This window comes from Dietzia sp. UCD-THP (assembly GCF_000349585.1).
In the GTDB taxonomy this organism is placed as follows: Bacteria; Actinomycetota; Actinomycetes; order Mycobacteriales; family Mycobacteriaceae; genus Dietzia; species Dietzia natronolimnaea_A.
In genome coordinates, this window is record NZ_AOSR01000031.1 from 18298 (window position 1) to 29963 (window position 11666).

At 59.0% G+C, this 11666-nt stretch carries 12 protein-coding genes; 9 read left to right on the forward strand and 3 right to left on the reverse strand.

Annotated elements, in window-relative coordinates; genetic code table 11:
* The first annotated feature begins 1031 nt into the window (after nt 1–1031).
* From H483_RS38425 to H483_RS38440, 4 genes are all read left to right on the forward strand, one after another.
* Nucleotides 1032–2117 carry an aromatic ring-hydroxylating dioxygenase subunit alpha gene (locus tag H483_RS38425; protein WP_081615100.1) on the forward strand — a complete coding sequence of 362 codons (1086 nt, stop codon included), beginning with the start codon at nt 1032–1034 and terminating at the stop codon, nt 2115–2117.
* Between the two features lie 248 nt (nt 2118–2365).
* Nucleotides 2366–3061: a PDR/VanB family oxidoreductase gene (locus tag H483_RS39990; protein ID WP_256378838.1), complete on the forward strand. Its 696-nt coding sequence runs from the start codon at nt 2366–2368 to the stop codon at nt 3059–3061.
* 489 nt (nt 3062–3550) lie between these two features.
* Nucleotides 3551–5005, forward strand: a complete 1455-nt coding sequence (locus tag H483_RS38435; RefSeq protein ID WP_152427862.1) for an APC family permease — start codon at nt 3551–3553, stop codon at nt 5003–5005.
* 809 nt (nt 5006–5814) lie between these two features.
* Nucleotides 5815–6312: an Lrp/AsnC family transcriptional regulator gene (locus H483_RS38440; protein ID WP_193746846.1), complete on the forward strand. Its 498-nt coding sequence runs from the start codon at nt 5815–5817 to the stop codon at nt 6310–6312.
* 178 nt (nt 6313–6490) lie between these two features.
* Here H483_RS38440 and H483_RS24265 read toward each other — a convergent pair whose 3' ends face one another.
* The 3 genes from H483_RS24265 to H483_RS0119140 form a co-directional block, all read right to left on the reverse strand.
* A complete protein-coding gene (locus H483_RS24265; RefSeq protein WP_017835867.1) occupies nt 6491–6814 on the reverse strand; it encodes a multidrug efflux SMR transporter in 324 nt (107 codons plus the stop codon).
* Entirely contained in the window at nt 6811–7161 is a 351-nt protein-coding gene (locus tag H483_RS24270) for a multidrug efflux SMR transporter (RefSeq protein WP_017835868.1), read from the reverse strand. Before H483_RS24270 ends, H483_RS24265 begins: the two co-directional genes overlap by 4 nt.
* A 359-nt stretch (nt 7162–7520) precedes the next feature.
* Nucleotides 7521–8282 (reverse strand): recombinase family protein, encoded by a 762-nt coding sequence (locus H483_RS0119140; RefSeq protein WP_017835869.1) that lies wholly within the window; start codon nt 8280–8282, stop codon nt 7521–7523.
* A 198-nt stretch (nt 8283–8480) separates the two neighbouring features.
* On the opposite strand from H483_RS0119140, the gene H483_RS24275 reads away from it, so the two are divergent.
* The 5 genes from H483_RS24275 (at nt 8481) to H483_RS24295 (ending at nt 11644) form a co-directional block, all read left to right on the forward strand.
* Entirely contained in the window at nt 8481–8894 is a 414-nt protein-coding gene (locus H483_RS24275; protein WP_017835870.1) for a hypothetical protein, read from the forward strand.
* A 404-nt stretch (nt 8895–9298) separates the two neighbouring features.
* Nucleotides 9299–9544: a DUF2188 domain-containing protein gene (locus H483_RS38445; protein WP_081615104.1), complete on the forward strand. Its 246-nt coding sequence runs from the start codon at nt 9299–9301 to the stop codon at nt 9542–9544.
* 9 nt (nt 9545–9553) lie between these two features.
* Nucleotides 9554–10330, forward strand: a complete 777-nt coding sequence (locus H483_RS24285) for a DUF1883 domain-containing protein (RefSeq protein ID WP_017835872.1) — start codon at nt 9554–9556, stop codon at nt 10328–10330.
* Between the two features lie 201 nt (nt 10331–10531).
* Entirely contained in the window at nt 10532–10966 is a 435-nt protein-coding gene (locus H483_RS24290; RefSeq protein WP_017835873.1) for a helix-turn-helix domain-containing protein, read from the forward strand.
* Nucleotides 10967–11029: 63 nt separating this feature from the next.
* Complete coding sequence (locus H483_RS24295; protein WP_017835874.1) at nt 11030–11644, forward strand: PIN domain-containing protein; 615 nt, start codon at nt 11030–11032, stop codon at nt 11642–11644.
* Nucleotides 11645–11666: the final 22 nt, after the last annotated feature.

Consider the following 11666-nt stretch of genomic DNA (forward strand, 5'->3'; position numbering starts at 1 on the left):
AGTGTGGGACTGCCGGGCGACTTCGGGGCAACGTCGAGCTCAAGGTGACCAATCTGCCTACCGTCGGCCACCCCACCAGGCTGCAAGTTCGGGTACTGCAATTCAGCTGTGACAGCGCCGAGCATAAGACGAGGATCATTCAGCAACGCTTGCCGCCGCTGGCGGAGCCGCGGACCACGACCACCCGGCGGCACACGCGGCAGCTTCTGCAACGTTTGGCGATCGAATCGGACCAGCGTGTCCGCGGCCGGGCCGTGCTGGCCGGATACGGTTTCAGGGGCCGCAGCCGAAACCCGCGGTACGGAATCCGAAGAACTTTGAAGGTTTGACGTTGCCGAGTTATCAATCACGCGACCTCGGCCCCCTCTGACTTGTCTATACACTGCCCCGGTTCAAACAGTCGACGAACTGCTGCTGCGGTAACGAGGGCTTGTCCACGGTGGCTGCTCGAAGCTGAAAGCTCTAGGTAGCCCACAGCCACAGCCACGTAGTGGTCGTCCAGTCTGTCCGATTCTGCCGATGGTGCAGCCGCGATCGCTCGCGTCGGCACCATTGCATCACGCCCACCTGCGGACGGTGCCCGGGGGATCACCCGTCTGTCCACGGCTGCCAAACGCCGCCGGCTCATTCCAATCCTCACCCGGCGATGTTCTTGCTGGCCCCCCCTGGCAGCTGCGGTCAACGCAGCCCGTCCACCACGCCGAGGCTCCCACGCGTGCCGAGCGGTCCTCGCTCATGAACACCTCATGACCGCACAGCCCGCCTACCAGCGGGTACAGTTCCACCCGCCGCCTACGCGGCCATCTACCAGTTACCTGTGCCGGTTGTCCAGTTCGGCTCCCGCGCAACTGAGAAGCCCTTTCGCCTACCCGCATCACACCAACGCGTCCGGTACTACACAGGGCTAGTAGCTGCGCATTCCGTTCCTCTCAAGACACCGTCTTGCGCAACGCGCACCCATAGGGCACACTTCCAAAGAAGGTGATCTGCATCACCCACATGATCTGTCCAGGCACTAGTAGGAGGTAACGGTGACCACCATCGAAGGCGTCAATGCAGCACACGAGACAGTTTCCGCGTCGTGGTACATGGACCCGGACCTGTTGGAAGTCGAACGCAAGCAGATCTTCTCGAAGACTTGGCAGCTGGTCGCCACAGTCGATCAATTCGAGCGAGTCGGCAGCTACTTCGCGACGAAAGTCGGAGACGTGCCGATTGTGCTCACGCGTTCCAAGTCGGGAATCAACGCGTTCGTCAATGTATGCCGCCACCGATTCCACGAAGTGGCCTCCGGTAGCGGTCACGCGCGACGTTTGACGTGTCCGTATCACGCATGGTCATACGATATGGACGGACAGCTGTGCGGGGCTCCACGCACGGAGAATCTGGATAGCTTCGACAAATCCACCATAGCTCTAGGCAAGCTCTCGACTGGAACATGGGGGCCGATGGTCTTCGTCAACCTTGACCCGAATCCCGCTGTCACTTTCGAGGACTGGATCAAGCCTGTGTCGGAGTCATTTACAGACGCTGGCGTGCAGGTTGAGCGCCTCGCCCACTTCAAGCGCACCACCTTCGACATCAACGGGAACTGGAAGCTTATCGCCGAAAATTATCTCGAGTGCTACCACTGCCAAGTTGCTCACCCTGAGTACGCGAGGACCTTCACGGTCGACTCGTCCGAGGGGTACCCGTTCTCATTCTCGGGACATGCCTTTTCCTCCTGCACGGCACCAAAGGCTTCGACCAACGGGAACGCCACATCCCCATATCAGATGGAGGGGCCCGTCGGGGTCAACCAGAACGATTTCCTTTGGCCAAACTTTGGCCCCACAACGTGGCCTGGACAAAACTGCCTGCTTGTGTACACCTTTATGCCGACAGAAGTCGGGAAGACGGTAGGCCATTTTGACTATTTCTTTGAACCTGACTGCGACCCGGAAGCGGCCAATGGGCTGACAGAATTCCTGGATCGAGTAGGAACCGAAGATGTCGGCCTCGTTGAATCGGTCCACAGGGGCATGGAGTCTGGAACGCTAGACAAAGGCCTTCTCTTGCCGGACGAGGGCCAGGTTGAGCATTTCCAGAACCTCTGGAGGAAGGCACTGGCTCTGTGACCGAACTCCGTGAACGGGTGCCGGTAAGAGTGAATGGGGTTATCCCCGAGGCTTCCGACGTAGTCTCGATCACACTAGCCCCGGCCAACGGTTCGCATCTCCCGTTATGGGAACCGGGTTCACATATAGATGTAGACCTGCCTAATGGCTTGACGAGGCAGTACTCACTGTCGTCGTCACCGACCAGATCAGCCGAGTGGCGTATTACCGTCCTCAGCCAACCCGGTGGTCGGGGCGGATCGGTCAACGTGCATTCCGAACTCAGAGCCGGTTCGGAGTTGTCTGTTAGTTTACCACGCAACAACTTCCCATTAGTTCGGCGGGAAAGCTACCTCTTCATAGCAGGAGGAATCGGCATTACTCCTTTCATTTCCATGATCGAGGAGGTCGACAAGGCGGGCGCAGAGTGGCGATTACTATACGGTGGCCGGTCGCGCAACAGCATGGCGTTCCTCGACGTTCTCCAAGACTATGGAGACAAGGTGGAGGTTGCTCCGCAAGATGAGAGCGGACTGCTGGATCTCAAACTAGCGCTCGGCCAAACTGCGCCCGAAGCTGCAATCTACGCGTGTGGCCCAGCTCCGCTTCTAGATGCCTGTGAAGAGCATTGCCTATCGGCGGAAAGAGAACTCCATATAGAACGATTCTCTGCCGATCTACACACGGCTCAGAACAGCCAACCCTTCGAGGTTATCGCCGAGCGGAGTGGCGTTCGGGCGCTCGTCGCGCCAGGCCAGTCGATAGTTGATGTCCTTGAACAACACGGGGTGTTTGTTGATACTTCGTGTAGATCTGGGACATGTGGCACTTGTGAAACCGCTGTGTTGCGGGGCACTCCCGAGCACAGAGACACACTTCTCACAGATGCGGAGCGGGAAGAGAACGAGACAATGATGATTTGCGTTGGAAGAGCGTTGTCTCCCTCGATTACCCTGGATGTCTGAATCGACTGACAGGACCAGTCTTTTCCGACGACTCGGCAGCCCACTCAAGAACGTTCTGAAGCTGGCAGGCCCCCGCCGACTAGTCCCAACTGCGACGCACTGCTGCCCGGGAGAACTGCTAACGATCTGCGATTCGACAATCCTCGTCGGACCGGAGCAATGAACTACTTCACATACAGGTCGAACACCTCGCGCTCTATAGCTCATCGCGTGGATCTTGTACTTGATACCTATCTTTACGGTCCAGAAACCCCTGCTGACGTTCATCAAGCCGAGAGGCCCGGCGAAGGAGATACCTTCACGTACCTCATAAATCCAGATCTCCCGTTCATTCCATGAAGCATCAACCTGTGAGTTTCACATACATAAGCATCTACCGCTCAGCAGCTACTAGGGCACCTGCCATTAGGGGTCACGATATACCCGTAGCATCCGCGCTCTTCAGAACGGGGATCTCCGCAAGGCGGACACTAGGAAAGGTCTAAGAACGTGGCGATAGAAATGTCTCGTGAATCGGAAGGTCGCCCACCGAGTCAAGCCGGGCCGGAATCACGCGGTTACGTCAGGACAATGACGTGGCGTGACGGATTCAGCCTGGCACTCGTTGTCCCTGTTGCAATTTTCGCAACTATTGGACCAGCAATCGGTGGAATCGGCTCGGGCGCTTTGGCAGCGGTTTTCGGGATTGCCTGCTTGATTGCTATCATACAAAACTTCATTTATGCCGAGATGGCCTCGATGTTCCCCGACAAGCCGGGCGGGATAATTCTGTACGCACATGAAGCCTGGAAGAAGTACTGTACGCCCTTGAGCGTAGTGGCCGCTTTTAGTTATTGGGCAGCATGGTCATTGGGGAACGCCGTTTTCGCTTTGACCGCAGGCGATATGCTTCACGCCCAATTTTTTTCGGATAATGATTGGGCCATTTCAACTGGCCCGATCGAAATCACCGTTGCACACCTGATAGCCGCTGGCTCACTAGTCTTAGTCTGGACATTAAACGCTTTCGGCGTCAAGCAGGCTGTATTTTTGAATAAGGTAATCGGGGTACTTGCAGTCGCGCTCATTCTACTACTCGCAGTAGTTCCGTTTGTGACCGGCGATTTTAGGTCTGAGAACGTTACATGGGGGTTGGGCCTGGAAGGCCAGGAATGGGGCGGCTGGCAACTCGCAATGGCGTTCCTCTTTGTCTGCGGGTGGTCCTCGTATGGGACTGAAACGGTGGCAGCATTCGGACCGGAGTATAAAAAACCGAAGTCTGACCTCCCTAAAGGGCTGTTATCAGCCGGATTATTCACTCTTGTAGTCGCCGTTCTGATGCCGTTGGGCTTGGGAGGAACTGTTGGCGACGCGAACATCGCAGCTGACCCTGCCGGGGTCTACGCGACCGCCTTCTCTTTAATCCTCGGTCCCGCTAGTGGAATAGTCACAATTCTCATTGTGTTATCCCTCTTGCTTGTAATGAATTCAACGACAGCAACCGCCGGGCGTGCACTATACGGAATTTCGGCTGATGGACTCACCATCATGCATCTTGACCGCTTGAATAAAAGGGACGTACCCTCTCGAGCAATGCTGATAGGACTCGTGTTGAACCTTGCCACCGTCTTACTCCTCGGCAACGTACTTGCATTAATTTTCGCCGCCAACATTGGCTACTTTGTGGCAACTATCATTGCTCTTATCGGCTTCTTTTTGCTACGCAAAGATCAACCTCAGACTCCCCGATCGTTCAGAGTTCCTCGATTCATGCTCCCAATTGCCGCGGTAATAATTGTCATCAATACAGCCACACTCGCGGTTGGCTTCTTATACCCAGAAGCTGGTGGATACGGCGGACCGGTTGAGCAGCTCACGGGTATTGTCATAATACTTAGCTCATTGGCGCTGTACGGCTACCGCAAATTAGTTCAGGAGCGCAGACTGTCAAGTATGCCTCGATAGATTCCAGGATTTTAGGACGGAATGAAGGTAGAGGCTTCTTCGTACCTGGCCTGAGTTTCAAGGCTTGACAGCGTTCTATCCTCTTTGCGGGGAACTCAGGTCTGAGTGTGGGTTTCTAGTTCAATTCGCCGGCGATGAACGGCATCCTACGGCGGTAGTTGTCGCGGTCACGGTGGCCGTGGGAGAGGCTCCGCTAGAGCTTGATGAGGCGATCGATTGATTCGGCTGCGCCGCTGCTGAAACGGTCGGTGGTCCAGTGGGTGAGGAAAGCGTCCTTTCCACTTGACGTGTGTGCGGCCGAGCCGAGCGATCTTCGGAATCGAACACGGAAGGCATCAGGCACGCACGCGAACTCGGCTCCACGGAGCCCTACCCTGCGTCTGCGGTCTTGTCTGCCGCAGCAGAGCGTGGGGCGACCTGCCGGGCAACGGTCAGCTCCTCGTGGCGGGCGCCGGCGGCAGGGGGCTGCGAAGCGATTCTCCTGTCGCTCGGTCGAACGGACGATCCCGACGCCGCAGCGGATGATGGTGCGTGCCCCGGGGCCGGGGTCCCCTCTTGATCCGATGGCCTCTGATCTGTTGTTGTCGGACGCGGCGCACGTCTTCGACCCCCGGGGGCCAGGTTGACCAGATGGGAGGCGTCGGGAACGGCGGCGGCCTCGGGCACCAGAACGGTCCCACTCGAGTCCAATGATCTTTCTGGGCAATCGATAGCTCCATCAGCCTCAGGGCACCCCGACCTCCCGAGACGACCGGCAGCTCCACGCGCCCGTCAGTGAAGGCCGCCGTTAGCATGCCATGATTGCGAGCATGGGTGATAGCGACAGCGGGAAGCGACCAGACATAGGGTCAAGTGCGATCCAGTTCGACGATCTAGACCGCAAAATAGTGCACGAGTTGCAGATTGACGGACGTCGTTCGTTTCGGGATATCGGCAGGCATCTCGAAATACCAGAAGCAACTATCCGGTCCAGGGTAAAGAGAATGCGGGAGAGCCGGTCGTTAAGGATCCTTGGTTTTGTCGATCCGCGTGTCCTCGGCGCCGACTTGCTGGCGACTATTCTATTGAAAGTAAGGCCGGACGCCCAAGAGGACACAATATCCGAAATATGCTCCTGGCCCGAAGTTATGTATGTTTCTACGTGCCTCGGGCGAGCAAACTTGCAAGTTCAGGTGATCTGCGAGTCTACCCATTCACTCCAGGGATTAATCGCAGGCAAAATATCCCCGCTGGACGGCATCATCGAGATAGAGGTCCTTACTGAAACTCGAGTCCACAAAGCAGAGTACATTTATCCTGAACTATAGTGACCCTTCCGGTTGGAGGGTTAGCCTTGGGAATCCCAATGGAACAGGGGCGACTTCCCGGAAGGCCTCCAACGCTTAACGGGCTATGGTGCGTGAAATCTATTGCGCCGTCAATGAGGCCATTCCGGACGTTTTGGCGGAAGTAGCAGTGCACCCCAACAGTCCAGGTAAAATGGGGTCAGTGGGTGCTAGCGAGTTCAATGGATAGAACGCCAGCGATGATGATGCCCATGCCGAGTAGCATGCGTTTCGTGAGGGGTTCTTTCCAGATTAAGCGGGCGAGGACGGCGACAAGGATGATCCCTACTGAGATCCATATGCCGTAGGCGACGCCGACAGCCATCCCGGCACTGAGCGAGAGTCCGAGGAAACTGAAAGCGATTGAATAGCTGACGATTACCGGGATCAGCCAAAGCCGTTTACGCAATCCATCGGAGGCACGCAAGCTGAGCGTGCCAACAACTTCCAACAGGATGGCCAAGATGAGCCAGACCCAGCTCATGCGATGACCTCCTTCAGCTCGGAGGAGTCGTCATGGGAACCAAGCTCGACCACGACCACACCGATAATGACTATGCCGATGCCGACGATCTGCCCAAGGGTCAGCGCCTCCCCGAACAGCACCGCACCGCACAGCGCCACCAGCGCCACGCCGGAAGCACCCCAGATGCCGTAGGCGACACCGACCGACACTCCTGTGCGGAGAGTTAGGCCTAACAGGCCAAACGCACACAGATACCCGACCACGACCAATACGATCCACTCAGGCTGGTCGACCATCGCGCGCAGGGACAGTGTTGCCATCACTTCGGTGATGATGGCCCCGGCCAAGAGTAACCACTTCTTCATGCTTCACCTTAGTGATCGTTTCAACTCGGGCTTCTTGCATTCTGCTTGTGTGACGAGCGTCGCATTGACGTACTCGCTATCGACGAGCTCTGATACATGGAACTCAACCGCCGTGGCGCTGCACTGCTCTTTCGACTTCTCGCCGAATGCTAAGTAGCTATCCTAATCAGCCATTCTGCGGCCGATCAAATACTTTCATAACGCCCGAATATGTGCTGCGATCGTCGACCGGCCCACCTTCAACCGCACCGTCATCGAAGCTGACGAACTCTAGATCTTGCCTGCTGCATTGATCTGGGGATTTCGGTCTCTCCCAGATCCATTGTACGTATCGGGGCTAAGGTGAGGTACCGCCCCGTCTATTTCTCCCTCCGGAGTGCGCGGTAGAGCGTGGAACGGCCAACTCCGAGATCTTGGGCGATTGCCGACGGCCCCTCCCCTGCCGCAATACGGTCGCGAGCCTTGTCGACCTGCTCGGCGGTCAAGACGCGTTTGCGACCCTTGTACTTGCCTCTCGCCTTGGCAATGGCGATACCTTCGGCCTGGCGTTCACGGATGATCGCCCGCTCGAACTCGGCGAACGCCCCAAGCAGAGAAAGCATGAGGTCCGCTCGAGGATCCTGGGCGCCGGCGGCGTAGGTGGCCCGTTCGTGGACGAACTCCACGCTTGCGCCTTTGACAGTGATCTCGTTGACGATCTGCTTGAGGTCGACCAGGGATCGCGCGAGTCGGTCCATCGAAGCGACAACAAGCTCGTCACCGTCTCGGAGGTACCCGATGCACTCGGCGAGCTTCGCGCGGTCGGCACGCGAGCGCCCGGACTCCTTTTCTACGTAGACCCGGTCGCACTCCCCCACCGCGTCGAGCTGGCGCGCTTCGTTCTGGTCGGCAGCAGACACCCGCACGTACGCCACCCGCTGCCCGCGTGGCCGTGAGGATCGGCGTGCCGGCTTCCCCTCCCCCTCGATAACGTTCTCGGAGTCTGTTGTCTCCACTCGCAGACTCCAATCCAGCTCGTCCCGGCGACGGAATCGAGTCTGGACCTTCCCGCGGCTGACGATGAGCACCTCTTCGCCACCGTCATCCAACCGGTTGAGCAACGTCCCGATCCGATCAGCCATCGAAAAGTCCCTCCACCGAACCTGTGTATCAATACACTCTAGACCCAATGGGACGCTGTGTCATAGACCGCAATAACCGCCCTGCGACACAGCGGGAACGGCGGGCTCTTAATCGTCCCGCACGGGTGTACCCCAGAGGGACAGGGGACGCCTCGTTCTTTCGACAGTCGTGTCGGAGTCGACTTCTAGGGTTAGCCCATGCCGATCACGCTCTACGTACTCCACAGCCTGGCGTTCTTCGCGCAAGTCGTCGGCGGCTACCTGGTCGTACGCGAGACTGTGACGACACTGCGTAACGTTCATGCACTTCGCGACGGCCTGAAGGCCGCCGAGACTGCCAAGCAAGAGCACCGAGAGTCTCTGCGAAAGATCCCGACCTCGGTGTCAGGGATCGGCGGTGGTCGAATCTCGCTTCCAACTATCTCAGCGGAGGCGCGTGAGGGAATAGTGGAGCAGCTGGGCCCCGGCGCCGCGGCCGAACGGGCGGCGCTGCGGAAGTTCCTCGAAGGGCAGTTCCCCGGCGACCGTAAGTTCGCGTGGCTCGGCGTCGGCTTGCTGGTCGGAGGCATCTTCGCTGGATACGTCGCAAATATGCTTTCGGTCGCTGCGTAGCTGGTCCCAGCAGCGAAGGACCCAGTCGTGTCGGACTGGTTTGTCAGTATCCGGTCTATGAAGTGGATCGATTTTGTGGAATTCGCGCGGATGATGATGCCGGCCCGCTGGAGAAGGCCCCTCAAGCTGTTGCTCATATTCATGTGTTTGCTCGCTCCCACCTACGTCGCCTGGTGGGTGGGCCTGTACGGGGAGGCGCATGCCCAGCGGCTCCTAGACATCGTGGTAAGTACGCTCCTGCCGACGGTGGCCCCTCACTGACGGTGTCGCTTCGTAGAGGCGATACCAACACCGCATCGCGACTCGGCCAATTCCCCAGCGCAGAGCTCTTCGCGATGTCCCCGCTGTCGTATGTCGCCGCTAGTGTCCCCAGTGAAGATCGTCCAGATGCCGGGGAGGCGGAAATGGGTAGCGACAACCGACGACATGTGGTCCCGGGCGCGAGCGGGGGCTGGGACATCAAGAAGCCCGGTGCAAGCAGGGCGAGTGGGCACTCTAAGACTCAGGCCGAGGCGATCAGCCGGGCTAAGGAGATCGTGAAGAATGCGGGCGGCGGGGAAGTTCGTACGCATGGTCGCGACGGGAGGATCCGGAACTCGGATACCGTGGCGCCGGGCAACGACCCGTTCCCTCCGCGGGACAAGCGGTAAGGGCGGACGATGCAGCACCAGTTTTACGACCTAGGTCGGCAGGAAAAGGGCGCAACCGCGGTCGTCAAGTTAGACAAGCAGGCCAACGTCCAGCTCATGACCGCCTCGGACTACCGCTCGTACAAAGCGGGCCGGCAGTACCGATACTCCGGAGGCCTCGCCAAGAAGTCGCCGGTTAGACTCGCGATTCCCCGGGCGGGCCATTGGTTCGTGGTGATCGACCTCGGCGGTCGCGCAGGGAAGGTACGGGTCGGCGTCCAGGTGATGCCACCTCCGCGAGGCAACCTGCCCACCCTGCGGGAATCGTCAAATCCGGCCCGGGATGTCCAGCTCCGAGAGCCTGTCGCGCCCGTCGGCGACGCCCTCGACGGTCGGACCTGGGATGTGTTTCTATCGCACGCCTCAGAAGACAAAGATTCAGTCGCCGTACCACTTCATGATGCTCTCGAAGCCCGCGGCGTGCAGGTATGGCTCGACAAGACCGAGATCAAACTCGGCCAGAGCCTGCGCCGGAAAATTGACGAGGGAATCAGGTCGAGCCGCTTCAGCGTGGTTGTACTGTCTCCGGCGTTCTTCGCCAAGGGATGGACAAACCACGAGTTAGACGGACTGATCTCACGCACGGTGGCCGGCGAACAGACGATGCTTCCGATTTGGCACGAGGTCAACCCCGATGACGTGCGCGGTTACAGCGCCTCATTGGCCGACAAACTGGCTCTGAACACGGCTGAAGTGAGCATCAGCGAGATAGCCGAGCAGATCGCGGATGCCGTCCTCGACAAGTAGACGACGCAATCGAACAGTCAGGGGTCGAACCGCGCGCCGGCCCCCTAGACAAGCCCTCAGCCATATAGCCGAGGGCTCGTTGCCTAGTTACAGCTGCCCGCAATTTTCGCCCCCCACGCGCAATATTGCACTTATAAGTGCAACGGCGTACCGTGGAGCACACATCCGGCACACGACTCAGAGTCGTCGAGGAGAAACGCCATGACGATCACGATTGCAGCCACCAACGAGGTCTTGCTCTCTGCGGACGAACAGTCCGCCGCTCGCGACTTTGTGCAATCACTCGGTGGGCAGCCCGTCCAGATTGGAACCGGTCAGGACGCCGAACTTCCTGTCGAGGTGGCCAGAGTGTTGGAGTTGGTGCTCGAAGCGATGGCAGAGGGCCGCCCGGTCTCGATCGCGGCCATGCCCGAGAACCTCACCACCACCGCCGCCGCCGGCCTGCTGGGTCTTTCGCGACCGACGCTGATGAAACTCGTCCGCGAAGGACGCATCCCCGCCCACAAAGTGGGCTCGCACCATCGACTGCGTAGCGCCGACGTTCTGGAATTGAAGGATGAGCTACGCCGGGAACGCCAGCAGGCCGTCTTCGACGTCATGGACCTGGAAGACGAGCTCGCCAACGACAATCCCTGACCCCTGCCCAGCGACACCCTGGGGGCACCCTCGGTGTCGCTGGGCACTTATAGGGTGGCGGCCATGGCGATCGTGCGACCACACTCTGTTCTTCCCGACGCGAACATCTGGTGCTCCGCCACACTTCACACCTGGTTCGGCCTCATCGCTACTGAAACCATCGGCTCATGGACCTTTCACTGGACCGAGGACATCCTCGCCGAAGCGGTGTACCACCGCCGAAAACGATTCCCCCGAGCCTCGTCCAAGCAGATCGAAGCGCTCCGGGATCGATTGATGGCCTCCATGGGCGAGAACCGCATTAGCGGTTTCCCTATCGACGAGTCGGTCACCTACCCGGACGAGTACGACGCGCACGTCCACAGCGCCGCCATCCATGAAGGCATCGCCATCATCGTCTCGAACGACCGCACAGGTTTCACTGGCCTGTACCCCGACCCTGACGAATGCCCCTACGAGGTGCACACCGCTGACGAGTTCCTCACCCTCGTCGCCGACAGTGCCCCCCAGGTCGTCGACGCCGTCATCACCGCCCAGCTCATTCACTGGACAAGCAAAGGCCACAGCTTCTCCCTGCCCGACAAGCTCAGGCAGGCCCAGGCGCCCCACTTCGCCGAGTACGTCAGAGCCCGACTACAAACGATCCCCCTGCCCAGCTCGGCCTCGAAGCAGAGTTGAGCTGGATAGATGGCTGAGCGGA

Bases quoted from the DNA above. Each gene is read 5' to 3' on its own strand.
- H483_RS24290 (WP_017835873.1), top strand. From the start codon at position 10,532: ATGACGATCACGATTGCAGCCACCAACGAGGTCTTGCTCTCTGCGGAC.
- H483_RS24270 (WP_017835868.1), bottom strand. From the start codon at position 7,161: ATGAAGAAGTGGTTACTCTTGGCCGGGGCCATCATCACCGAAGTGATG.
- H483_RS38440 (WP_193746846.1), top strand. From the start codon at position 5,815: ATGGGTGATAGCGACAGCGGGAAGCGACCAGACATAGGGTCAAGTGCG.
- H483_RS24285 (WP_017835872.1), top strand. From the start codon at position 9,554: ATGCAGCACCAGTTTTACGACCTAGGTCGGCAGGAAAAGGGCGCAACC.
- H483_RS0119140 (WP_017835869.1), bottom strand. From the start codon at position 8,282: ATGGCTGATCGGATCGGGACGTTGCTCAACCGGTTGGATGACGGTGGC.
- H483_RS24275 (WP_017835870.1), top strand. From the start codon at position 8,481: ATGCCGATCACGCTCTACGTACTCCACAGCCTGGCGTTCTTCGCGCAA.
- H483_RS38445 (WP_081615104.1), top strand. From the start codon at position 9,299: ATGGGTAGCGACAACCGACGACATGTGGTCCCGGGCGCGAGCGGGGGC.
- H483_RS24295 (WP_017835874.1), top strand. From the start codon at position 11,030: ATGGCGATCGTGCGACCACACTCTGTTCTTCCCGACGCGAACATCTGG.
- H483_RS24265 (WP_017835867.1), bottom strand. From the start codon at position 6,814: ATGAGCTGGGTCTGGCTCATCTTGGCCATCCTGTTGGAAGTTGTTGGC.